Origin of the sequence: Serratia proteamaculans (assembly GCF_946227095.1) — a bacterium.
Taxonomy (GTDB): domain Bacteria; phylum Pseudomonadota; class Gammaproteobacteria; order Enterobacterales; family Enterobacteriaceae; genus Serratia; species Serratia proteamaculans_E.
This window is the reverse complement of sequence record NZ_CAMISV010000016.1, coordinates 101,354-124,249: the sequence shown is the minus strand read 5'-3', so window position 1 is coordinate 124,249 and position 22,896 is coordinate 101,354. Positions and strand designations below refer to the sequence as shown.

Annotated in this window: 20 protein-coding genes and 1 rRNA gene; 13 read left to right on the top strand and 8 right to left on the bottom strand. The window is 53.6% G+C overall.

Annotated elements, in window-relative coordinates; all coding sequences use genetic code 11:
- Positions 1–24 precede the first annotated feature (24 nt).
- Positions 25–140: ribosomal RNA gene (gene rrf / locus OC597_RS23895) — 5S ribosomal RNA — on the top strand.
- Positions 141–213: 73 nt separating this feature from the next.
- Here rrf and mobB read toward each other — a convergent pair.
- Together mobB and mobA are read right to left on the bottom strand one after the other, a co-directional pair.
- Entirely contained in the window at positions 214–732 is a 519-nt protein-coding gene (gene mobB / locus OC597_RS23890) for a molybdopterin-guanine dinucleotide biosynthesis protein MobB (protein ID WP_262210740.1), read from the bottom strand.
- A complete protein-coding gene (gene mobA, locus OC597_RS23885; RefSeq protein WP_262210739.1) occupies positions 725–1,318 on the bottom strand; it encodes a molybdenum cofactor guanylyltransferase MobA in 594 nt (197 codons plus the stop codon). The genes mobB and mobA overlap by 8 nt, the downstream gene beginning before the upstream one ends.
- Positions 1,319–1,470: 152 nt before the next feature.
- On the opposite strand from mobA, the gene OC597_RS23880 reads away from it, so the two are divergent.
- The 3 genes from OC597_RS23880 (at position 1,471) to dsbA (ending at position 3,484) form a co-directional block, all read left to right on the top strand.
- Positions 1,471–1,740: a YihD family protein gene (locus OC597_RS23880; protein ID WP_085120092.1), complete on the top strand. Its 270-nt coding sequence runs from the start codon at positions 1,471–1,473 to the stop codon at positions 1,738–1,740.
- A gap of 104 nt (positions 1,741–1,844) precedes the next feature.
- On the top strand, positions 1,845–2,831 hold the full coding sequence (locus OC597_RS23875) for a serine/threonine protein kinase (protein WP_262210737.1): 987 nt from the start codon (positions 1,845–1,847) through the stop codon (positions 2,829–2,831).
- Positions 2,832–2,860: 29 nt separating this feature from the next.
- Positions 2,861–3,484: a thiol:disulfide interchange protein DsbA gene (dsbA, locus tag OC597_RS23870; protein WP_261260303.1), complete on the top strand. Its 624-nt coding sequence runs from the start codon at positions 2,861–2,863 to the stop codon at positions 3,482–3,484.
- Positions 3,485–3,530: 46 nt separating this feature from the next.
- Here dsbA and yihG read toward each other — a convergent pair whose 3' ends face one another.
- Entirely contained in the window at positions 3,531–4,421 is an 891-nt protein-coding gene (gene yihG / locus OC597_RS23865; RefSeq protein ID WP_262210745.1) for a 1-acylglycerol-3-phosphate O-acyltransferase, YihG family, read from the bottom strand.
- Between the two features lie 504 nt (positions 4,422–4,925).
- On the opposite strand from yihG, the gene polA reads away from it, so the two are divergent.
- Positions 4,926–7,730 carry a DNA polymerase I gene (polA, locus tag OC597_RS23860; protein ID WP_262210735.1) on the top strand — a complete coding sequence of 935 codons (2,805 nt, stop codon included), beginning with the start codon at positions 4,926–4,928 and terminating at the stop codon, positions 7,728–7,730.
- Positions 7,731–7,937: 207 nt separating this feature from the next.
- Positions 7,938–7,985, top strand: a complete 48-nt coding sequence (spfP, locus tag OC597_RS26710; RefSeq protein ID WP_071892919.1) for a small protein SpfP — start codon at positions 7,938–7,940, stop codon at positions 7,983–7,985.
- A gap of 279 nt (positions 7,986–8,264) precedes the next feature.
- On the opposite strand, the gene yihA is transcribed toward spfP, so the two are convergent.
- Positions 8,265–8,915: a ribosome biogenesis GTP-binding protein YihA/YsxC gene (gene yihA, locus OC597_RS23855; RefSeq protein ID WP_099063937.1), complete on the bottom strand. Its 651-nt coding sequence runs from the start codon at positions 8,913–8,915 to the stop codon at positions 8,265–8,267.
- A gap of 748 nt (positions 8,916–9,663) precedes the next feature.
- Here yihA and yihI point away from each other — a divergent pair.
- Positions 9,664–10,221: a Der GTPase-activating protein YihI gene (gene yihI / locus OC597_RS23850; protein WP_262210733.1), complete on the top strand. Its 558-nt coding sequence runs from the start codon at positions 9,664–9,666 to the stop codon at positions 10,219–10,221.
- Positions 10,222–10,403: 182 nt separating this feature from the next.
- On the top strand, positions 10,404–11,777 hold the full coding sequence (gene hemN / locus OC597_RS23845; protein ID WP_262210731.1) for an oxygen-independent coproporphyrinogen III oxidase: 1,374 nt from the start codon (positions 10,404–10,406) through the stop codon (positions 11,775–11,777).
- 49 nt (positions 11,778–11,826) lie between these two features.
- On the opposite strand, the gene glnG is transcribed toward hemN, so the two are convergent.
- The 3 genes from glnG to glnA all read right to left on the bottom strand — a co-directional run bounded on the left by glnG (position 11,827) and on the right by glnA (position 15,891).
- Positions 11,827–13,239: a nitrogen regulation protein NR(I) gene (gene glnG / locus OC597_RS23840; protein WP_085120084.1), complete on the bottom strand. Its 1,413-nt coding sequence runs from the start codon at positions 13,237–13,239 to the stop codon at positions 11,827–11,829.
- 8 nt (positions 13,240–13,247) lie between these two features.
- Positions 13,248–14,297 (bottom strand): nitrogen regulation protein NR(II), encoded by a 1,050-nt coding sequence (glnL, locus tag OC597_RS23835; protein WP_261260299.1) that lies wholly within the window; start codon positions 14,295–14,297, stop codon positions 13,248–13,250.
- 184 nt (positions 14,298–14,481) lie between these two features.
- Positions 14,482–15,891: a glutamate--ammonia ligase gene (gene glnA, locus OC597_RS23830; protein ID WP_085120082.1), complete on the bottom strand. Its 1,410-nt coding sequence runs from the start codon at positions 15,889–15,891 to the stop codon at positions 14,482–14,484.
- Positions 15,892–16,261: 370 nt separating this feature from the next.
- On the opposite strand from glnA, the gene typA reads away from it, so the two are divergent.
- The 5 genes from typA (at position 16,262) to fabY (ending at position 21,185) form a co-directional block, all read left to right on the top strand.
- Positions 16,262–18,085, top strand: a complete 1,824-nt coding sequence (typA, locus tag OC597_RS23825; RefSeq protein ID WP_261260298.1) for a ribosome-dependent GTPase TypA — start codon at positions 16,262–16,264, stop codon at positions 18,083–18,085.
- 164 nt (positions 18,086–18,249) lie between these two features.
- Complete coding sequence (gene yihX, locus OC597_RS23820) at positions 18,250–18,840, top strand: glucose-1-phosphatase (RefSeq protein ID WP_262210728.1); 591 nt, start codon at positions 18,250–18,252, stop codon at positions 18,838–18,840.
- Between the two features lie 49 nt (positions 18,841–18,889).
- Entirely contained in the window at positions 18,890–19,780 is an 891-nt protein-coding gene (locus OC597_RS23815) for a virulence factor BrkB family protein (RefSeq protein WP_261285997.1), read from the top strand.
- Positions 19,777–20,214, top strand: a complete 438-nt coding sequence (gene dtd / locus OC597_RS23810) for a D-aminoacyl-tRNA deacylase (RefSeq protein ID WP_012147545.1) — start codon at positions 19,777–19,779, stop codon at positions 20,212–20,214. The genes OC597_RS23815 and dtd overlap by 4 nt, the downstream gene beginning before the upstream one ends.
- Before the next feature lie 23 nt (positions 20,215–20,237).
- Positions 20,238–21,185 carry a fatty acid biosynthesis protein FabY gene (gene fabY / locus OC597_RS23805; RefSeq protein WP_099063931.1) on the top strand — a complete coding sequence of 316 codons (948 nt, stop codon included), beginning with the start codon at positions 20,238–20,240 and terminating at the stop codon, positions 21,183–21,185.
- A gap of 39 nt (positions 21,186–21,224) precedes the next feature.
- Here fabY and OC597_RS23800 read toward each other — a convergent pair whose 3' ends face one another.
- Positions 21,225–22,886: an AsmA family protein gene (locus OC597_RS23800; protein ID WP_262210723.1), complete on the bottom strand. Its 1,662-nt coding sequence runs from the start codon at positions 22,884–22,886 to the stop codon at positions 21,225–21,227.
- Positions 22,887–22,896 lie beyond the last annotated feature (10 nt).

Below are 22,896 nucleotides of genomic sequence, written 5' to 3'. Positions count from 1 at the left end.
GCGGTTGGAATGAAACAGAATTTGCCTGGCGGCCATAGCGCGGTGGTCCCACCTGATCCCATGCCGAACTCAGAAGTGAAACGCCGTAGCGCCGATGGTAGTGTGGGGTCTCCCCATGCGAGAGTAGGACACTGCCAGGCATCAAACAAAGTCGAAAGCCTCATGCGAAAGCATGGGGCTTTTTGCTGTGTGCGAAAGAAAGAACAGACGCAGCTACGCTGCGCCTTTCAGCCATTCCACAATAAAATCGGCAATACTTTCTGGTTGGTTGAGATCCAGGGATCTTGCCTTAACCGTTATCGATTGATCGCTGGCAACGGCGATAACGAACTCGTCCAACATATCCTCAAGCGGCCTGCCAATATCTTCACGATAAAGAATGATTTTGCTGACGGGCTCGTGCTTAAACCCCTCGACTAAAATCACATCCACCTTGTTACGATCAAAGCGGCTGGCCAGATACTGAAGATCCAGGGGTTGCTGTTCCGGGGTTTCGGTCATTAATGCCCAGCGACGATCGCTGGCGACCAAGGTCTGGTCGGCACCCGCTTTGCGCAATTCATAACTGTCTTTGCCTGGCGTATCCACGTCCACATCATGATGTGTATGTTTGATCAGCCCGACGCGGATGCATCGCTGCTTTAATAAAGGAATTAATTGCTTAAGCAGCGTGGTTTTACCCGTGCCGCTATAGGCCGCGATCGCCAGCAAAGGAGGAAGCGCATTATTCATTGATGAGTCCTTTTTCCTGCTGCCAACGCAGGCAATCTTCCCGGGTATTAAGATTATGGAATGCCGTCTGTTGGCCACTGAACGTTATTTGTCTTGCACCTGCCGCGTTCAGAAATAACATCAACTTGCGTTCCCCACGGGCCAGATACTCTTCCAATTGAGGTACCAGACTGGTATGCAACAGCGCCAGAGTGGGGTGCGCCCGCTCTCCATCGTTGGCATAGCCGGCCAGAGCACGGCCTTTTTGTTGCCAAAGTTGATCAACCAAAGTAGCGGGAAAATCGGGGACGTCGCAGGGGACAAAAGCAACCCATTCGGTGCTCACGTGTTTCAGTCCGGCCAACATGCCTGCGAGTGGGCCGGAAAAGTCGGGTGTCAGATCGCTGACGATGGGCAGACCACTTTCCCGATAGCGTTCTTGATTGCGATTGGCGCTGATGGCTATCTGACCCACCTGGGGGCGTAGCCGAGAAAGTACGTATTGGTAGAGTGGTATGCCGGCTACCTGAACCAGACCTTTGTCTTCTCCGCCCATACGTGTGGCGCGCCCGCCGGCTAAAATAATGCCGGTAATCTCCTCATGCATATCTATCATCCCGAATTTATGGCTAACGCCCTGATTGTAGCGCTAAAGAGGGGGCGACATCAGGATTTACCTTTATTGACAAGCTGCTCCTTTCACTGCGTTGGTAAGCCTGTTACTTTGTGTGTTTATTGATTCTATTGGACGATATTGCGATGAAAACGCACCGCGTAAACGAGCTGATTGAGTTGCTACAGCCTGCCTGGCAGGAAGATCCGGACCTCAATCTGATCCAGTTTTTGCAAAAACTGGCACAGGAAGCCGGTTTCCAGGGGAATTTGGCCGAATTGAGTGATGATATCCTGATCTACCATCTGAAAATGCGCGGCAGCGCCGGCACCGAACAGATCCCCGGCCTGAAAAAGGATTACGAGGAAGACTTCAAAACGGCATTGTTACGCGCCCGTGGGGTGATAAAGGATTAGCATTCGTGCGGTAAGGTGAACCAGTTACTCGTGAAACCTGCCATTAATGCTACTATTTCTCATTCCCGACACAGTGATGTCACCAAACGAAATCGAATGTTGTTATGAACAACTCAGCTTTTAATTTTCAGACCCTGTCGCCCGACCTGATTATGGACGCGCTGGAAGGTGTTGGCCTGCGTGTAGACTCCGGGCTCACAGCGCTTAACAGTTATGAAAACCGCGTCTACCAGTTTATGGACGAAGATCGTAAGCGTTACGTGGTGAAGTTCTATCGGCCTGAACGTTGGAGCGCTGAGCAAATTGGTGAAGAACACCAGTTTTCTCATGATCTTGCCTTGGCGGAGATCCCGGCCGTTGCGCCGTTGTCCCTGCAAGGCCAAACGCTGCATACGCACAGCGGTTTCTTTTTTACTGTTTTTCCCAGCGTTGGTGGGCGGCAGTATGAGATCGATAATCTTGATCAACTGGAGTGGGTGGGTCGTTTCCTGGGGCGTATTCATCAGGTAGGCAGTGAAAGCCTGTTTGTGGAACGGCCGACAATGGGCATTGAGGAATACCTCACGGCGCCACGTCAGATATTGGCTAGCTGTGAACTGTTACCTAAAGCCCTGCGTGAAAACTTCCTGGCCGCGACCGACAGGTTGATCGAGGCGATTGAACAACGTTGGCATCTGGATTGGCAGCCGCGGCGTTTGCACGGTGATTGCCACCCGGGCAATATTCTGTGGCGAGATGGCCCGCTGTTTGTTGATCTTGACGACGCGCGTAACGGGCCGGCGATACAGGATCTGTGGATGCTGTTGCACGGTGAGCGCCGCGATCGCTTGATGCAGTTAGATATATTGCTGGAAGCTTACTCCGAGTTTGCTGAGTTTGATCAAAGTGAATTAGCGTTGATCGAGCCGTTGCGGGCCATGCGCATGGTGTACTACCTGGCATGGGTTGCCCGTCGTTGGCAAGATCCCGCATTTCCTAAAAGTTTTCCGTGGATGGCGGAGTCTGATTTTTGGTTATCTCAGACCGCGGCATTCACCGAGCAGGTTAAGCTGTTGCAGGAACCCCCTCTGCAGCTGATGCCAATGTATTGAAGCTTTAACACAATGGAGAGTTTAGTCTGATGAAGAAAATATGGTTGGCACTCGTTGGCATGGTAATGGCATTCAGCGCCTCGGCTGCGCAATTTAGCGATGGTGCGCAGTACGTGACCCTGGACAAGCCGGTGACCGGCGAACCTCAGGTGCTGGAGTTCTTTTCCTTCTATTGCCCGCACTGCTATCAGTTTGAGCAGGTGTATCACGTTTCCGAAAATGTGAAAAAAGCGTTGCCTGCGGGCACTAAAATGACCAAGTACCACGTGGAATTCCTGGGGCCGTTGGGTAAACAACTGACTCAGGCATGGGCTGTGGCAATGGCGTTGGGTGTGGAAGATAAAGTTAGCCCGCTGATGTTTGAAGCGGTGCAGAAAACCCAGACCGTGCAAACTCCGGATGATATCCGCAACGTGTTTGTGAAGGCCGGCGTGAGCGCGGCTGATTATGATGGGGCCCTGAACAGCTTCGTGGTGAAATCCCTGGTGGTTCAACAGGAGAAAGCTGCAGAAGATCTGCAACTGCGCGGCGTGCCAGCCGTATTTGTTAACGGCAAATACATGGTTAAAAACGACGGCCTGGATACCAGCTCGATGGATGCTTATGTGAAGCAATTCGCTGACGTGGTTAAATTCCTCAGCGAACAAAAGTAACCAAAATTTAGAGTAAAAAAGCCGGCTTAGCCGGCTTTTTCTTTCCTCACTGTCGCTTCAACTTATCCAGCAGCCGATCTTTATCTTGCCACAGCGTATTCAGCCAAAGCTGGAAGCGCCGCTTAAACTGCTTATCGTTAAAGTAATCGCCATGCATGGTTTCATCGATTGGCAGCAGCTCAATTCTGACCACAACGCGTTTCAATCGGCCGCACAGCATATCCAGAAAAGGCCGCTCCGTATTTTCTGGATAAAGCAGAGTAACGTTTAACACTTTATCGAACTGCTTACCTAATGCACTGAGCGTAAAAGCAATACCGGCGGCTTTAGGCGCCAATAAATTGCGGTAGGGCGAGTGGGTTTTAATTTTCTTGGCTTCAGTAAAGCGCGATCCCTCCACAAAATTGACGATAGTGGTTGGGCGTTGTCGAAACTTTTCGCAGGAACGGCGTGTGGTTTCAATGTCATTACCGCGCTTTTCCGGATGTTTGAGTAAATAGCTGCGCGAGTAGCGTTTCATGAATGGCATATCCAGCGCCCAGCAGGCCAGGCCGACAAAGGGCACCCAGGCTAACTGTTGTTTCAGAAAGTATTTATTCATTGGAATATGGTTACGGAACAACACGCACAGCACCACAATATCTGACCAGCTTTCATGATTGCTGATCAGCAGGTACCAGTTTTTGCGATCCAGTCCTTCCAACCCTTCAATATCCCAGCGCAGCTGCCAGTTGATGCGTAATAGTAGTGCCAGTCCTACACACCAGCACCACATCATAAAATCGGCAAAGGCTGAGATACGTCGCCAGACGGCAGGAAAGGGCACCAGTAGCTTAATGATACCGGCCAGTGTGATCGGGATCGAACAGAGCACGGTCACCAAAATGGCGAGCAGGGCAGAAAGTATAAAAATAACAGGGGATAACAATCTTGGCATGGTTATGGGCTGACGGTTGGTGAGAACAGCGTTACATGCCGGGATGCATGAACAAAAAAATATTTTAACAGAAATTATAGGGGGAAAGCGTCCGCTAACAGTAACTGTTTTATAGCGAGAGAAATAGGCATTTGCTGCGTTTTCGTGCAACTTGTTCATCTTGTGCTATGGTAATTGAGGCGTCGAATTTGATGAATAGTGCTATTAAAATTGGACGCAAGTTATATCCACAAATTGTGTAAAAGTCGATAATTACCCTCAGTTAAAATAGCGCCATTTAACGCCGTGATTTCAATAGGAATTTTATTCCTTCTTATAACGATAAACGCATCGTTATAATTTGCTGTCTTTTCTATGCACAAAGTTATCCACAGGCAGGATCTTGCGGATCGCTTCGCAAGATCACAGGATTTTCACCCTTAATGCACGCTAAGGTTCGTCTCAGGCGGCCAGCTATGGCATGCTTACCGTCATGTCCGATCACGATAAAGATAAAGTAACGCTATGGCTCAAATTGCAGAAAACCCATTAATCCTGGTTGACGGTTCCTCTTACCTCTACCGCGCTTATCATGCCTTCCCTCCGCTGACCAACTCCGCGGGTGAACCGACCGGGGCAATGTACGGTGTGCTGAATATGCTGCGCAGCCTGCTGCTGCAGTACCAGCCAAGCCATGTTGCGGTGGTGTTTGATGCCAAAGGAAAAACCTTCCGTGATGAGCTGTTCGCAGAATACAAATCGCACCGGCCACCGATGCCTGACGATCTGCGCGCGCAAATTGAGCCGTTGCACAAAATGGTCAAGGCCATGGGCCTGCCGCTGCTGGTCACGCCCGGCGTTGAAGCGGACGACGTCATCGGTACGCTGGCACTGGAAGCTGAAAAAGCCGGTCATGCAGTGCTGATCAGCACCGGCGATAAAGACATGGCGCAGCTGGTCACGCCGAACGTCACTTTGATCAACACCATGAACAACACCATTCTCGGCCCGCAGGAAGTGTGCGACAAGTACGGCATTCCGCCGGAGCTGATTATCGACTTCCTGGCGCTGATGGGGGATGCCTCGGATAACATCCCTGGCGTGCCTGGCGTGGGTGAGAAGACCGCGCAGGGGCTGTTACAGGGGCTGGGTGGACTGGATGTGCTCTATGCCAATCTGGACAGCATCGCCACGCTCAGCTTCCGTGGGGCCAAAACCATGGCGGCCAAGCTGGAACAGAACAAAGAGATGGCGTACCTCTCTTACAAGCTGGCTACTATCAAAACTGACGTCGAGCTGGATCTGACCTGCGCCGATCTCCAGGTGTCTCCACTGGATGTAGATACGTTGCAGCAGTTGTTCAAACAGTATGAATTTAAGCGCTGGCTGGCGGATGTCGAAGCCGGCATTTGGCTCGAAGGCAAGAAAGGCGCCGGAGTGAAAGCAACCAGCGCGGCGAAATCTTCTGCCAGTGCAGTCGCTGAAACCGGAAAAGCTCCGGCAGAAGCAACACTGTCGCAAGAAGGCTACGTCACCATTCTGGATGAGGACACCTTTGCCGAGTGGTTGGAAAAACTGAAAAAAGCCGAAGTGTTCGCGTTTGATACCGAAACTGACGGCCTGGATACCCTGACCGCTAACCTGATCGGCCTGTCATTTGCCATTGCACCGGGCGAAGCCGCTTATCTGCCGGTGGCACATGATTATCTTGATGCGCCGGCACAGTTGGATCGCGCTCATGTGTTGGCCACTCTGAAGCCACTGCTGGAAGACGAGAAAGCGCTGAAGGTCGGGCAAAACCTGAAGTTTGATATGAGCCTGCTGGCGCGTTACGACATCACCTTGCGTGGTATTGCTTTCGACACCATGCTGGAATCCTATGTGCTCGACAGCGTAGGCGGCCGTCACGATATGGACAGTTTGTCCGATCGCTATCTTGGCCACAAAACCGTGACCTTCGAAGAAATTGCCGGCAAGGGTAAAAAGCAGCTCACCTTCAACCAGATTGCACTGGAGCAGGCAGCACCTTACGCCGCTGAAGATGCGGACGTCACGCTGCAATTACACTTAGCGATGTGGCCGCAATTGAAGGAAAGCGCCGAACTGTTGACGGTATTCAATGAGATTGAAATGCCGCTGTTGCCGGTGTTGTCGCATATCGAGCGAACCGGGGTGTTGATTGACCAAAGCATTTTGGCCACACACTCCATTGAATTGACCAAGCGCTTGGCTGAGTTGGAAATTCAGGCCCATGAATTGGCGGAAGAGCCTTTCAATCTGGCATCCACCAAACAGCTGCAGGCGATCCTGTACGAAAAACAAAAGCTGCCAATACTGAAAAAAACCCCGGGTGGCGCGCCTTCGACTAACGAAGAGGTGCTGGCTGAATTGGCGCTGGATTACCCGTTACCGAAGGTGATCCTGGAATACCGTGGTTTGGCGAAGCTGAAAACCACCTATACCGACAAGTTGCCGCTGATGATTAACCCGGTCAGTGGCCGGGTGCATACCTCTTATCACCAGGCGGTAACGGCTACCGGGCGTCTCTCTTCCAGCGATCCTAACCTGCAGAATATTCCGGTGCGTAACGACGAAGGGCGCCGTATCCGTCAGGCATTTATTGCCCCTGAAGGCTACCGCATTGTGGCTGCCGACTATTCGCAAATTGAACTGCGCATTATGGCCCACCTGTCACAGGATGAGGGGTTACTGAAGGCCTTTGCGGCCGGTGAGGATATCCACCGCGCTACCGCGGCAGAGGTGTTTGGCCTGCCGCTTGACAAGGTGACGAATGAACAGCGCCGTAGCGCCAAGGCGATTAACTTTGGCCTGATTTATGGCATGAGCGCGTTCGGTCTGGCGCGACAGCTAGGGATCCCACGCGGTGAAGCACAGCGCTATATGGACCTTTACTTCGAACGTTATCCGGGCGTGCTGGAATATATGGAGCGCACCCGCCAGCAGGCCGCCAGCCAGGGTTACGTCAGTACGCTGGACGGTCGTCGTCTGTATTTGCCGGATGTCAGCTCCAGTAATGGCATGCGTCGCAAGGCGGCCGAGCGTGCGGCGATTAACGCCCCAATGCAGGGGACGGCAGCCGACATCATCAAGCGTGCGATGATCGAAGTGGACGCCTGGCTGCAAGCTCAGGAGAAGCCGCTGGTGCGTATGATTATGCAGGTACACGATGAACTGGTGTTCGAGGTGCATGAATCGGTGATTGAGGAGTCCAATCAGCGAATTCGTGAGCTGATGGAAAACAGCATGGCGTTGGCGGTGCCGCTGAAAGTCGACGTTGGGGTGGGTGCCAACTGGGATGAAGCCCACTAAGAATGCCGTGGTTTGCCAGCCGGAACTTTAGTGGTTGCGCTAACTGGCGATAACCTAAGCAGTTTTTGTAATTAAGCTACAGGATACGGCGATTGTTTCCGCAACCTCGCCGTTATTACGCACTAAACTGTGTAAGTAAACTACAAAAAATTCTTTTGCACTGCGAAAAAATCATGTAAAGTTACTCGCGTAGGGTACAGAGGTAAGATGTTCTATCTTTCAGACCTTTTACTTCACGTAATCGGATTTGGCTGAATATTTAGCCGCCCCAGTTAGTATTGACTGGGGCGTTTTTTATTGTAAAAACAAAGCCAAGCCATAAGTTTTTCCTATTCTCTCCGACCTGATTTTTCCTCAATCGATCTTCTGAAATTGCCCATCCGTTGGATTTTCAACGTTAAATCGTCATAAGAATTTATGATGTATTTCAGTCAAAAATGTAATTAGATAACGAAAGTAGCCTGATATCGCGGATCACGGGCGTAAAAAAGCCGATGCGTTTCCACATCGGCTACTGCGGTACCTGGGGCGTTGTTATTCGCCGGCGGTGTCGTCATCTTCCGGCAGCACTTCCGGTGGGATCTCGTTAAACCAGGTGTTCAGTTTCTGGCTCAGCTTGTCGACGCCGATTTTTTTCGGGGAGGAGAAGGCTTCAACCTGAATATCGCCCATAAACGGCACTACCGCTTCACGCACCATATTAAGCTGCGCTTTACGCGCGCCAGAGGCCAGTTTATCTGCTTTGGTCAGCAGGAGCATGACCGGTGTACCGACATCGACGGCCCACTGAATCATCTGTTGGTCGAGATCTTTCAACGGGTGGCGGATGTCCATCAGCACCACCAGACCTTTCAGGCAGTTACGCATTTGCAGGTATTCACCCAGCGCACGCTGCCATTTGCGTTTCATCTCTTCAGGAACTTCGGCATAGCCATAACCCGGCAGGTCGACAAGGCGAATGCCTTCTTCCACTTCAAACAGGTTAATCAGCTGGGTACGCCCCGGCGTTTTACTGGTACGCGCCAGGCCTTTCTGGTTGGTCAGGGTATTTAATGCACTGGACTTACCGGCATTAGAGCGGCCGGCGAACGCAACTTCAATACCTTCATCCCCCGGCAGATGGCGAATATCGGGCGCACTGGTGACGAAATGGGTCACATGATAATTGTAATTCTTGCTGGTCAAAATTTTTCGTCTCCGCGAGGATGGCTAACTGATTGGCGATTATAACTGCATCAGCGGTAAAAATGGTGTGTTTCTCTGTTTTTAAGCGTTGGGCCAGCAGGGCATGGCGATCAGACTAAGCCGGGCTTGTGAGACATTCGCCATTCGAATAGGGGGTAATGTCGCTTTATTCGAAAGCTGTTTTTATTCTTTGTGTTTTAAAACAATGATTTAATTCTCCGTTGTCCTCTTTATTATGCCAAAGTCTCTGCAGCTACCTTGAGACTCCCCCTCGATCGCGTAGAGTAGTTTGCAGCACAGGGCTGTGCAGGATTAAGGAACATCCGGGAAGGGTGATAAATCTCATGGAGTGCACAGGAAGTGCTGGAGTGCCAGGATGACCCCAGAAGGAATTGACCTATTTGCATCTGAATATGCGAATAGCACAAGGATGGTGAAGTTACCGCGATTGGAATGCCCGCAGGAAGCGCGCTCAGGAAGAGTGGATGCGAATGGATTGCGCCATGGATGATTTTCCCTTCAGGATGAAGGACGTAGTGCGGCAGGGATTGCACTTATAGCAAAAGGAAAAACCAGGATGTTGAATGTGCGCACGGAGCGCGTAGCAGGAATATCCTTCGAAAGAAGGTGTAAAAAGGCGGCAGGTTTAACCTGCCGCCTTTTTTCTTTGTTCGCTTTCTGCTAGATTCCGCCGCAATCGTATAGCATCTATCTCTATACTGAATCTACATACCTAAGAGCATACGCTATGAACCAGCCATCAAAAGCACCTCGCGCCCCACGCAGCAGCGCGGCGACGCCGAAAACCAAAAAGAAAAGCCGTGCGGAGCTCGATCAGGAAGCCCGTGAACACAAGCGTCAGAAAAAACGCCGTGGTCTTGCTTCCGGTTCTCGCACCCAGGTTGAGTCTGCTAATCAAAAAAATAAAGCGGCAGCCCAGGCCAAAGATCCGCGTATCGGCAGCAAAGTGCCGGTAGCGCTGGTGGTTGAAGATAAACCAAAAGCCAAACCGCAACCCAAGCCAAAAGCTGAAGCCAAGCCTAAACCACGCCTGACGCCGGAAGAAGAACTGGCCAAGCTGGAAAATGATGAGCGTTTGGATGCGCTGCTGGATCGCATTGATGACGGCGAGACTCTGAACGCCGAAGATCAGGCTTATGTTGATCAAACGCTGGATCGTATTGATGCCCTGATGGAGCAACTGGGTATTGAGTTGGGCGATGACGATGACGACGAAGAAGAAGAAGAGAAGCGGGAAGATATCCTGAAACTGCTGAAAGGCGGTAACCCGAAAGACGTAATTTAACGCGTCATGTGGGTGATCCTGACAGTAGCCCTACTCTTACTGTGTTATCTGCTGTGGTTATTCGGTAAACTGTGGCGGCTGTCTAAACGCAAAACGCGTTTTCGCAGCGCTTCCGCGGCCAGACAGCGTAGACAACTGCCCATTTCCCGGCCCGGTAGAAAAAAATATCGGAAGGAGTGAGCATGTCAGAGCAGGCAATTGTCTGGGATCTGGCCCTGATCCAGAAATATAACTATTCAGGGCCGCGTTATACCTCATACCCCACAGCGCTGGAGTTCAACCAGGGCTATGACGAAGCGGCGTTTCAATGCGCCGCTACGCGTTATCCAGAGCGTCCGTTGTCGCTGTATGTGCATATCCCCTTCTGTCACAAACTCTGCTATTTCTGTGGCTGCAATAAGCTGGTGACGCGTCAGACACACAAGGCCGATGAATATCTGGCGGTATTGGCGCAGGAGATCGCTCAGCGCGCTCCTCTGTTTGCCGGGCGTAAAGTCGGCCAGTTGCATTGGGGTGGCGGCACACCGACTTACCTGAGCAAAGCGCAAATCAGCAAGCTGGTGGCACTGTTGCGCCAACACTTTGATTTTCTCCCCGATTTGGAAATGTCGATCGAAGTCGATCCGCGCGAGATTGAGCTGGATGTGCTCGATCATTTACGCAGCGAAGGCTTTAACCGCCTGAGCATGGGGGTACAGGATTTCAATAAAGAGGTGCAGCGGCTGGTGAACCGTGAGCAGGATGAAGCCTTTATCTTCGCCCTGATCGCCCGCGCCAAGGCTCTGGGGTTTAACTCCACCAATATCGATCTTATCTACGGGTTGCCAAAGCAGACGCCGGAGAGCTTTGCTTACACCCTGCAGCGGGTGGCGGAACTAAACCCGGATCGCCTCAGCGTATTTAACTATGCGCATATGCCGAACCTGTTTGCCGCCCAACGCAAAATCAAAGACGCGGATTTGCCGAGCGCGCAGCAGAAACTGGATATCCTGCAGCAGACCATCGCCTCCCTGACCGAATCCGGTTATCAGTTTATCGGCATGGATCACTTTGCCCGCCCGGATGATGAGCTGGCGGTGGCACAACGTGAAGGCAAACTGCATCGTAACTTCCAGGGGTACACCACTCAGGGTGACAGTGATTTACTGGGGCTGGGAGTGTCCGCCATCAGCATGCTGGGGGACAGCTATGCCCAGAACCAGAAAGAGCTGAAGACCTATTACAGCAGCGTAGAGGCGCAGGGTAATGCCTTATGGCGCGGTCTGGCGATGACGGAAGACGACTGCCTGCGGCGTGAGGTGATCAAAACGCTGATCTGCAATTTCAAGCTGGAGTATCCGGCGATAGAACAACAGTTCGACATCGATTTCGCCAGCTATTTTGCTGAAGACTTGCAACTGCTGGCGCCGTTTGAACGCGATGGGTTGGTGGAACGTGACGAGCAGGGTATTCGCGTCACGCCGCGTGGCCGGCTACTGATCCGCAATATTTGCATGTGCTTTGATATCTACCTGCGCCAACAGGCTCGCACTCAGCAATTCTCTCGGGTTATCTGATCGATAAAAAAACGGCCGCGGATGCGGCTGTTTTCATCAATAACGCAAACTATTCCATTCCCAACTCTTTCAACTTGCGCGTCAGGGTATTACGACCCCAACCCAACAAGCGGGCAGCTTCCTGCTTGTGCCCCTGGGTATGACGCAGCGCGGTGGTGAGCAGCGTGCGCTCCATTTCCGGTTGCGCTTCCGACAGCAGGTTTTGATGACCGGAACGCAATGCGCGGTCGGCCCATTGCGCCAGCAGCGTGGCCCAACTGTCCGGCAGACTGTGGCCGGCCGTTTCCGGTGCAGAGGTTTCAAACAGCTCACTCGGCAGGTCCTGAATCAGCACTTCCTGCCCGGCGGCCATCACGGTTAACCAGCGGCAGGTGTTTTCCAACTGACGTACGTTACCCGGCCATGGCAGGCGGGTCAGGGCGGTTTCGGTTTCCGGATGCAGATTCTTCGCTTCGACACCCAACTCTTTTGCCGCGACTTGCAGGAAGTAGCGAGCCAGACGGGGGATGTCCTCACGACGTTCACGTAATGGCGGCAGGTGCACGCGGATCACGTTCAGGCGGTGGAACAGATCCTCACGGAATTTGCCCTCCTGTACCCGTAACTCCAGGTTCTGGTGGGTGGCGGCGATAATGCGCACGTCCACCTTCACCGGCGCGTACCCACCGACCCGGTAGAATTGACCATCTGCCAGCACACGCAGTAAACGGGTTTGCACATCCAGCGGCATATCGCCGATTTCATCCAGGAACAGCGTCCCGCCGTCGGCCTGCTCAAAGCGGCCCTGACGGATCTGATTGGCGCCAGTAAAGGCCCCTTTCTCGTGGCCGAACAGCTCTGATTCGATCAGGTCTTTAGGGATCGCCGCCATGTTCAACGCGATAAAGGGTGACTTGGCACGCGGGCTATGGCGGTGCAGGGCATGCGCCACCAGCTCTTTACCGGTACCCGATTCGCCGTTGATCAGCACGCTGATCGATGAGCGCGACAGACGACCGATGATGCGGAACACGTCCTGCATCGCCGGGGCCTCGCCGATAATGTCCGCCACCGGATCGTTGGCCGGCTGGCTGCGCGCCGGTTGCTGCTGTTCCTGATAATGGCTGATGGCGCGTTCTACCAGCGCTACCGCCTCATCGATATCAAAGGGTTTTGGCAGGTAATCGAACGCCCCCTGCTGGTAGGCGCTGACCGCAGCATCCAAATCCGAATGTGCCGTCATTATGATGACCGGTAGCATGGGGTGACGCTGCTTGATCTGCTTGAGCAACGCCAGGCCATCCATACCCGGCATGCGGATGTCAGACAGCAACACGTCAGGCGTTTGCGTGGCCAGGGCTTCCAGTACCGCATTGCCACTTTCGAAGCTCACACAGCTCACACCGGCTCCAGTGAGCGCGCGTTCAAGCACCCAGCGGATGGAGCTATCGTCATCGACGATCCAGACTATCCCTCGTTGCATAGAAAACCTCACTGGCGAATAGGCAGGTAAACCGAGAATTCGGTATGTCCTGGCCAACTGTTAAATTCAACTTTTCCGCAATGCTGATCGATAAGATTACGGGCGATGGATAAACCCAGGCCGGTTCCGCCTTCGCGACCACTGACCATTGGGTAAAACAGCGTGTCCTGCAACTGCGCCGGCACGCCGGGACCGTCATCTTCGATATCGATACGTGCCGCTAACCGGTAGCGGGTACCGTGCAGGGTGATCTGGAATGCGGTACGGGTGCGCAGCGTGATGGTGCCGCCTGCTTCGCCCAGTGCCTGCAGTGCATTGCGGGTGATGTTCAGCAACACCTGCTCGATTTGATCCGGGTCGTGTGCCATCTCGGGCAGGCTCGGGTCGTAGTCGCGCACCAGCGTCACGTTATCCGGCTTCTCCAGCGACACCAGTTGGCAAACGCGTTCTGCCACCTGATGAATACTCTGGGTAATGTGCTGGCCCGGGCGTTGCGGGCCCAGCAGGCGATCGACCAGATTGCGCAGGCGATCGGCCTGCTCAATGATCACCTTGGTGTATTCGGTCAGTGATGGGTCGGGCAGGGCCTTGGCCAGCAGTTGTGCTGCGCCACGCAGTCCACCAAGCGGGTTTTTAATCTCATGTGCCAGGCCACGGACCAGATCGCGGGCGGCAACCTGTTGAGCGTGCTGCAGCTGTTCCTGGCTCAGGCGGCGTTGGTTATCCATGGGCGCCAGCTCGATCAGGATATAGCCTTCAGACAGCGCCTGGGCGGTCAGGGAGAGGATATGTGCGCGCCCATCAACTACCAGGGTCACTTCGCTATCGGTAAAGCCCTGGCCGGCGCGCAGGCTTTCACGCATCAGATCGACGTTCAGTGAGAAATAGCCGAGCAGATCGGGCAAAGGTGTACCGAAAAGTTTACGGGAACTTTGTGCCAGCAGTTGTTGTGCTGCCGGATTGGCGTAATGAACCGCCAGATCATCATCCAACAGCAGGATGCTGTTGATGAGAGAATTGAGGATCTGCCCAGCATCGGGCAGCTTGCCAGTTGCCATACAGCAGACTCCTGCACCTTTTTAGTGCATCTATCCTACCCCATCCCCACGGCGTGCGGTATGGAATAGTTTTGCAGAAAATACGGTGGAGAAAAAAACCCATCCGAAGATGGGCAGAAAGTTTCCACGGCAACAAAAAAAGACAACTAAATCTGGGCGCCGCCCGCAGGCGGCGCGGTAAAACTTAAACGCTGTAGTACAGTTCGAACTCAACCGGGTGTGGTGTCATGCGAACGCGGTCCATTTCTTCTTTACGCAGATCGATGTAAGCGTCGATCGCGTCGTCGGTGAATACGCCGCCACGGGTCAGGAACTCGCGGTCTTCGCTCAGTGCAGCCAGCGCTTCATCCAGGGAGCCTGCAACTTTTGGAATTTCAGCTTCTTCTTCCGGTGGCAGGTCATACAGGTTTTTGTCCATGGCATCGCCAGGGTGGATTTTGTTAATCACACCGTCCAGGCCGGCCATCAGCAGCGCCGCGAAGCACAGGTATGGGTTAGCCGCTGGATCCGGGAAACGGGCTTCGATACGGCGCGCTTTCGGGCTGGCTACCACTGGGATACGGATAGAAGCTGAACGGTTACGGGCTGAGTAAGCCAGCATGACCGGTGCTTCGTAACCTGGGACCAGACGCTTGTAAGAGTTGGTGGTCGGGTTGGCCAGGGCGTTGATCGCTTTAGCGTGCTTGATGATACCGCCGATGTAGAACAGGGCGATTTCAGACAGGCCGCCGTATTTGTCGCCGGCGAACAGGTTAGTCCCGTTCTTGGACAGCGACATGTGGCAGTGCATACCGGAGCCGTTATCACCGAACATAGGTTTCGGCATGAAGGTCGCGGTTTTGCCAAATGCGTGAGCCACGTTGTGAACCACGTATTTGTAGATTTGGATTTCGTCGGCTTTCTTGGTCATGGTGTTGAAGCGGGTTGCCACTTCGTTCTGACCTGCAGTTGCCACTTCGTGGTGGTGCGCTTCAACCACCAGGCCCATCTCTTCCATGGTCAAACACATGGTAGAACGGATGTCCTGTGAAGAATCGACCGGAGGAACCGGGAAGTAACCGCCTTTGACTGCTGGACGGTGGCCTTTGTTGCCGCCATCATATTTGGTGCCGGAGTTCCATGCGCCTTCGATATCGTCGATAGCTACGTGGGAACCACGGATGCTGCTGCCGAAACGAATATCATCGAACAGGAAGAATTCTGGCTCTGGCCCGAACAGCACGGTGTCCGCGATGCCGGAAGAACGCAGGAAATCTTCTGCACGCTTGGAGATGGAACGCGGATCACGGTCGTAGCCCTGCATGGTGCCTGGCTCGAGGATGTCGCAGCGAATGATCAGGGTGGATTCTTCGAAGAACGGATCCAGTACCGCCGTGCTGGCGTCTGGCATCAGCACCATGTCAGATTCGTTGATGCCCTTCCAACCACCGATCGAGGAGCCGTCAAACATTTTACCTTCTTCGAAGAAGTCGGCATTTACCTGATGAGAAGGGATGGTGACGTGTTGTTCCTTACCCTTGGTGTCAGTGAAACGCAGGTCTACGAATTTCACTTCATGCTCATTCAGCATCGTCAAAACGTGTTCAGCGGACATACTTAACTCTCCCGGATTTATCATTGTCTTCGTCGTGGAACGAATCTGTGGAACTGGCTTTTTTTGTCTTAAAAAGACTAAAGCGAAAACTGTGCCAACTTTGCTAAAGCGCTTTAATCGCCTTTCTGCGCGGCTTTTGCACAGAATCAGTATGCACCATCAGTGATGCATTGCACTTAAATGGTGCAATCTATGCGAGGTGGGGCACTGTAATGGTGCAAAAGTGCACCGGATGCTGCTTTTTGCACCGTGAAAGGGATCACATACTGACCTGTACACAGTTGTTTATAAGAGACTGTTGTGATCTTGTTTAGTCCCTCGCTTAATACGTGTACAATAGCGCGCTATTTCTAATGCCTGAGGCAAAGCTGTGATCGAAAATTTGCGTAACATCGCCATTATTGCCCACGTTGACCATGGTAAGACCACCCTGGTTGATAAGCTGCTGCAACAATCCGGTACTTTCGGAGAGCGTGTAGAAGCCACCGAACGCGTAATGGACTCCAACGATTTGGAGAAAGAGCGTGGGATTACCATCCTCGCTAAAAACACCGCCATTAATTGGAAAGACTACCGCATCAACATCGTGGATACCCCAGGACACGCCGACTTCGGCGGTGAGGTTGAGCGTGTGATGTCAATGGTTGACTCGGTGCTGCTGGTTGTGGACGCAATGGATGGCCCAATGCCGCAAACCCGTTTCGTGACCAAAAAAGCCTTCGCTAATGGTCTGAAGCCGATCGTGGTAATCAACAAGGTTGACCGTCCAGGCGCACGTCCTGATTGGGTTGTTGATCAGGTCTTCGACCTGTTCGTTAACCTCGACGCGACCGACGAGCAGCTCGACTTCCCAATCATCTATGCTTCTGCATTGTTGGGGATCGCGGGTACTGACCACAATGAGATGGCGGAAGACATGACCCCGCTGTATCAAGCGATCGTAGACCACGTGTCTGCACCGCAGGTTGAGGTCGAAGCACCATTCCAGATGCAGATCTCTCAGCTGGACTACAACAACTACGTGGGCGTTATCGGCATCGGCCGTATCAAGCGTGGTAAGGTCAAGCCGAACCAACAGATCACTATCATTGATAGCGAAGGCAAAACCCGTAACGGTAAAGTTGCCAAGGTTCTGACTCACATGGGTCTGGAGCGTATCGAAGCGCCTATCGCTGAAGCTGGCGACATCATCGCTATCACCGGTCTGGGCGAGCTGAACATCTCTGACACCATCTGTGATGTGAATGCGGTTGAAGCGCTGCCGGCACTGTCTGTTGATGAACCGACCGTAACCATGTACTTCAACGTCAACACCTCTCCGTTCTGTGGTAAAGAAGGCAAGTACGTGACTTCACGTCAGATCCTTGACCGTCTGAACAAAGAGCTGGTGCACAACGTGGCACTGCGTGTTGAAGAAACCGAAGATGCTGATGCATTCCGCGTATCTGGCCGTGGTGAACTTCACCTGTCGGTTCTGATCGAAAACATGCGTCGTGAAGGTTTCGAGCTGGCGGTTTCCCGTCCAAAAGTTATCAACCGTAAAATCGATGGCCGCATGCAAGAGCCATTCGAAAACGTGACGCTGGATATCGAAGAACAGCACCAGGGTTCAGTCATGCAAGCCATGGGTGAGCGCAAAGGTGACGTTAAGGACATGATCCCAGACGGCAAAGGTCGTATTCGCCTGGATTACCTGATCCCTGCGCGTGGCCTGATCGGCTTCCGTACCGAGTTCATGACCATGACTTCCGGTACCGGCCTGCTGTACTCCACCTTCAGCCACTACGATGACGTGCGCCAGGGTGAAATCGGCCAGCGCCAGAACGGCGTGCTGATCTCTAACGGCCAGGGTAAAGCGGTAGCATTCGCCTTGTTCGGTCTGCAAGATCGCGGCAAGCTGTTCCTGGGTCACGGTGCAGAAGTGTATGAAGGCCAGATCATCGGTATTCACTCACGTTCTAACGACCTGACCGTGAACTGCCTGACCGGTAAGAAGCTGACCAACATGCGTGCTTCCGGTACTGACGAAGCGACTACCCTGGTTCCTGCTATCAAGATGTCCCTGGAGCAAGCTCTGGAATTCATCGATGATGACGAACTGGTAGAAGTAACGCCAACGTCCGTACGTATTCGTAAACGTCACCTGACTGAAAACGATCGTAAGCGTGCAAGCCGCGGTCCTAAAGAAGCTTAATCGCTGATTTAGTCTGCAACACTTAGGGCGCGTCCAGCGCCCTGAGTTTTTTCCTCTGCCTTTTCCCATTTCTGCCGCGTGCTATACGCTTTTCTGCCTGCTCTCTATTCAGCCCCTGCTTTTCCCGCTACAGTAAAATCTCACCGGCCCATCAGGAGAGGACTATGCTGTATATCTTTGATTTAGGTAATGTGATCGTCGATATCGATTTCAAACGTGTACTGGGTGTATGGAGCAATTTAAGCGGTACGCCGCTGGCGGTATTGTCCGAGCGTTTCACCATGGGCGAGTTGTTCCAACAGCATGAGCGCGGTGAGATCAGCGATGAAGACTTTGCTGAACGGCTGAGTGATGAAATGGGTATCGCCCTCAGTTTCGAACAGTTCGCTACCGGCTGGCAGGCGGTGTTTGTTGCCCTGCGCCCGGAAGTGATCGACATCATGAAACGCCTGCGCAGCGAAGGCCATCGTGTGGTGGTGCTGTCGAACACCAACCGCCTGCACTGCAACTATTGGCCACAGCACTACCCACAAGTGGCAGAAGCCGCCGATCATCTCTATTTGTCTCAGGACATTGGCATGCGCAAACCGGACGCCAATATCTATCTGCACGTCCTTAACGCCGAAAATACCCCACCGGAGCAGGCGGTGTTTTTTGACGATGTGGCGGCTAATGTGGCAGCGGCTGAGGCGCTGGGCATTAAAGGGGTGCACGTGACCGACCGCGACGTGGTGCCAGCTTATTTTGCCCAATGACCGCGAAGGGTTAAGCTTAAGGCGTACAAACTGACATCAAGGAGTGGCCATGTCATTTTTCCGCCGCAAGAAGCTGCCTTCTGCGATCAAACCCAGCGTCACCTTTGGGCGGCTGCTGATCAAGCGTATCGACAGTGATGGCCTGACCATGTTGGCGGGCCATCTGGCTTATGTTTCCCTGCTGTCGCTGGTGCCCCTGGTGACCGTGGTGTTCGCGCTGTTTGCCGTGTTCCCAATGTTCTCCGATATCAGCGTCCAACTGAAAAGCTTTATCTTCTCCAACTTCATGCCAGCCGCCGGCAACGTGATCCAGAGTTATCTGGAACAGTTTGTTGCCAACTCCAACAAGATGACTGCCGTCGGTACCTGCGGGCTGATTGTCACCGCGCTGTTGTTGATCTCCTCGGTGGACAGCGTGCTGAACACCATCTGGCGTAGCAAAAACAAGCGTCCAATCGTGTTTTCGTTCGCGGTGTACTGGATGGTTCTGACCCTGGGGCCGCTGTTGGTCGGTGCCAGTATGGCGATCAGCTCTTATCTGCTGTCACTCAACTGGTTGGCGCAGACCGGCGTTAACAGCCTGGTGGATCAGGTGTTGCGTATTTTCCCGCTGATCCTGTCGTGGATATCCTTCTGGTTGCTGTATTGCATTGTGCCGACGGTACGAGTGCCGCCTAAGGATGCATTGATAGGTGCGTTGGTGGCCGGGTTGCTGTTTGAGCTGGGTAAGAAAGGTTTTGCCTTGTACATCACCATGTTCCCGTCTTATCAGCTGATTTACGGCGTGCTGGCGGTGATCCCCATTTTATTCCTTTGGGTCTACTGGAGCTGGTGTATCGTGTTACTCGGCGCGGAAATCACGGTGACCATCGCGGAATACCGCGACTACCGCCAACAGAAGGCGGAACAACAGAATCAGTCATCAGAAGGGCAGTTATGATTGCGTTAATTCAACGGGTATTAAATGCCAGCGTCACGGTCGAAGGTCAGACGGTAGGCAACATAGGCCCGGGTTTGTTAGTGTTATTGGGCGTGGAGCAGGACGATAACGAGCAGAAGGCCGTTCGCCTGTGTGAGCGTGTGTTGGGGTACCGCATCTTTGGTGACGAGAACGACAAGATGAATCTCAATGTCCAACAGGCAGGGGGCAGCCTGCTGGTGGTCTCGCAGTTCACGCTGGTGGCCGACACGCAAAAAGGTATGCGTCCGAGCTTTTCACGCGGTGCGGTACCGCAGGAAGCCGATCGCTTATACCAGTATTTTGTTGGCCAGTGCCGCGAGCGCGGCATAGAAACTCAAACCGGTGAGTTTGCGGCTGACATGAAAGTCGCGCTGGTGAACGACGGACCAGTGACGTTTTGGCTTCAAGTCTAAGTATTCTGAGAGAGAAGGCGTCTATGTATCACCTACGAGTACCGGTAACAGAACAAGAACTGAAGGATTATTACCAGTTCCGCTGGGAAATGCTGCGCAAGCCGCTGCACCAGCCGGTGGGGTCGGAAAAGGATGCCTATGACGCCATGGCGCATCACCAAATGGTGGTGGACGAGGGCGGAAAAATTGTCGCTATTGGGCGGCTGTATATCAATGCGGACAACGAGGCGGCGATTCGTTTTCTGGCGGTAGATCCGACGGTGCAGGACAAAGGCCTGGGTACGCTGGTGGCCATGACCCTGGAGTCCGTGGCACGCCAGGAGAGTGTTAAGCGGGTAGTGTGTAGCGCTCGTGAAGACGCGGTAGATTTCTTTGCCAAACTGGGCTTTGTTAACCAAGGTGAGATCACCGCGCCGCAAACCACACCGATTCGTCACTTCCTGATGATCAAACCCGTGGCGACGCTGGATGACATTCTGCATCGCCCCGACTGGTGCGGTCAGTTGCAGCAGGCCTGGTACGATCATATCCCGCTCAGTGAGAAAATGGGCGTGCGCATCAGCCAATATACCGGCCAGCGTTTTGTCACCACCATGCCGGAGATCGGCAATCAGAATCCGCACCATACGCTGTTTGCCGGCAGCCTGTTCTCCCTGGCGACGCTGACCGCATGGGGGCTAATTTGGCTGTTGCTGCGTGAGCGCCATTTGGGCGGCACTATTATTCTGGCGGATGCCCATATCCGTTACAGCAAGCCGATCACCGGCCGGCCGCGAGCGGTGGCGGATCTCAGTTCGTTGAGCGGGGATTTGGCCCGCCTGGCGCGTGGTCGCCGTGCTCGTGTACAGGCGGAAGTCCACCTGTTCGGCGACGATGACAGAGGGGCGGTGTTTGAAGGCACTTATATGGTGTTGCCGGCCGAACCGGAAGTTCCCCTCGATCAGGGCGGTTGTGAGGCGATAGACAGTTGATACTGTGGCCCTCTCGGTGCAGAGAGGGCCAATCCAAAATCAAGGCAGTTGTTGCTCCAGCGTTTGTCCTGCTTTGCTGGTGGCCTGTAATTGGCCCTGCAATGAAGCCTTAAATGGCCCATCGCTGTTCAGCAAGCCTTTCAACTGTAATTGCAGGTTACCGTCCCCTTCCAGTGGGACCGGCTGCCATCCCCATTGTTGCAGGGTGTTCACCGGTACCGAACGCCCATTCAGCGACAGCGTAAAAGGCTTGCCCGGCAACTGCTCGATGGTGGCTTTGGCTTCCAGCAATCCCTGCGGCATAAAGGCGCTGAGATCGGTGACGTTAATCTGCCCGTCATTAGCGTTCAGCGCCAACGATGGGCGGCGAACGTCGATCTTGTTGAAGGTGGCTTCGCTGCCGTTGAGATTCAGCGTGCCGGACCAGATACCCCACTGGTGATCGCGCGCCAGCAACAGGTTGCTGCCGTAACCGTCCAGCGCGGTGATTTGGAACGGGAAAGCCGGATTGATATCGATGATCAGGTTGCGGTTGGTGGTCAGCTTATTGACGTAAACCTCCGCCAACCAGTGTGGCAGCGTTTGTAGCCACAATCCGCGCCAGTTGCTCGGCAAGGTGTATTCCAACGCGGCGACCGCCACCTCATCCAATTGCAGGCGATTATTGGCGCGCAGCCAGTTACCGGAGGTACGCAATAGGCCGCCTTCCCAGCGGGTGGTGAACTGCTGAATAGCGATACCCGCTGGCGAGAGACGCATATTCATGATCGGATCAATCAGATGGAAGCCGCCATTGATCAGATCGCTGGCGTTGAAGTTCAGCGAACCGTCCGGGCTGCTCCAGTCGCCCTGCTGGAAGGTGACGTTCTGCAGCGACAGGTCGAGATCGTTGAAGGCCCACTCTTTGCCTTCCAGCCGCGCATCGATCAGATCAAAACGTTTAAGCGTGATCGGCGGCAGGGCGGTAAAGCGTTGCCAGAACTGTTCCAGTGTCAGTGGCGTCTGCATGCGCACGCCACTCAGCCGCAGGCGTTCTACCTGCCAACTGCCATCAGCGGCGCGGGTGGCTACGCCAGTCAAATCACCTTGTGCCAGATCGGCACCGAAGTTGCTGAGTAATAGTTGGTTTTGTTTCAGTTCGCCCTGGACCAGCACCTGTGAGGCAGGGATGCCGTTCAGCGTCATAGAGCCTGCGCTGAACTGGAACTGATTGTTTTCACCTAAGGGATGGCCGGCTTTGGGCTGCCATGGCATAACACCGGCATTGACCTGTTGGGCATCCAGCTGCCAGGTTTCATCGTTGGATTGCAGCGCCATGTTGCTCAGTTGCAGCACATCGGCCTGTATCGGCAATACTGCATTCTGTTGTGGGAGCTTAAGCGTCCCCTCACGTAGCGTGACGCTATGAAAATAACGCGGCTCGGTAAGTTGGCGCAGGCTGAGCCCAAGGTCCACCTGTTTGGCAACCAGCGATGGTGGCTGATTTTTTGTCGCTAACTGAACGTCTTCCAGGCTGATTTGGCCCGGTTGGTCCCACGAGTGAGAGATCTTCGCCACCGACAGGCGATAGTCGCTGTTATCGCTGACCCAGCGGCTCGCCCAGCCGGCTGCCCAACGGGTTTGCCCAATGACGTACAACAGCGCAATGGCCAGCACAACCAGCAGCAGTAACGTCAGCAACAGTTTCCCGATAAATTTCATCGTCTACATC

Coding starts and splice junctions, on each gene's coding strand:
- yihI (WP_262210733.1), top strand. CDS start 9,664: ATGAACCAGCCATCAAAAGCACCTCGCGCCCCACGCAGCAGCGCGGCG.
- mobB (WP_262210740.1), bottom strand. CDS start 732: ATGAATAATGCGCTTCCTCCTTTGCTGGCGATCGCGGCCTATAGCGGC.
- fabY (WP_099063931.1), top strand. CDS start 20,238: ATGTATCACCTACGAGTACCGGTAACAGAACAAGAACTGAAGGATTAT.
- polA (WP_262210735.1), top strand. CDS start 4,926: ATGGCTCAAATTGCAGAAAACCCATTAATCCTGGTTGACGGTTCCTCT.
- hemN (WP_262210731.1), top strand. CDS start 10,404: ATGTCAGAGCAGGCAATTGTCTGGGATCTGGCCCTGATCCAGAAATAT.
- dtd (WP_012147545.1), top strand. CDS start 19,777: ATGATTGCGTTAATTCAACGGGTATTAAATGCCAGCGTCACGGTCGAA.
- yihX (WP_262210728.1), top strand. CDS start 18,250: ATGCTGTATATCTTTGATTTAGGTAATGTGATCGTCGATATCGATTTC.
- glnA (WP_085120082.1), bottom strand. CDS start 15,891: ATGTCCGCTGAACACGTTTTGACGATGCTGAATGAGCATGAAGTGAAA.
- glnG (WP_085120084.1), bottom strand. CDS start 13,239: ATGCAACGAGGGATAGTCTGGATCGTCGATGACGATAGCTCCATCCGC.
- mobA (WP_262210739.1), bottom strand. CDS start 1,318: ATGCATGAGGAGATTACCGGCATTATTTTAGCCGGCGGGCGCGCCACA.
- dsbA (WP_261260303.1), top strand. CDS start 2,861: ATGAAGAAAATATGGTTGGCACTCGTTGGCATGGTAATGGCATTCAGC.
- OC597_RS23815 (WP_261285997.1), top strand. CDS start 18,890: ATGTCATTTTTCCGCCGCAAGAAGCTGCCTTCTGCGATCAAACCCAGC.
- OC597_RS23880 (WP_085120092.1), top strand. CDS start 1,471: ATGAAAACGCACCGCGTAAACGAGCTGATTGAGTTGCTACAGCCTGCC.
- OC597_RS23875 (WP_262210737.1), top strand. CDS start 1,845: ATGAACAACTCAGCTTTTAATTTTCAGACCCTGTCGCCCGACCTGATT.
- glnL (WP_261260299.1), bottom strand. CDS start 14,297: ATGGCAACTGGCAAGCTGCCCGATGCTGGGCAGATCCTCAATTCTCTC.
- yihG (WP_262210745.1), bottom strand. CDS start 4,421: ATGCCAAGATTGTTATCCCCTGTTATTTTTATACTTTCTGCCCTGCTC.
- OC597_RS23800 (WP_262210723.1), bottom strand. CDS start 22,886: ATGAAATTTATCGGGAAACTGTTGCTGACGTTACTGCTGCTGGTTGTG.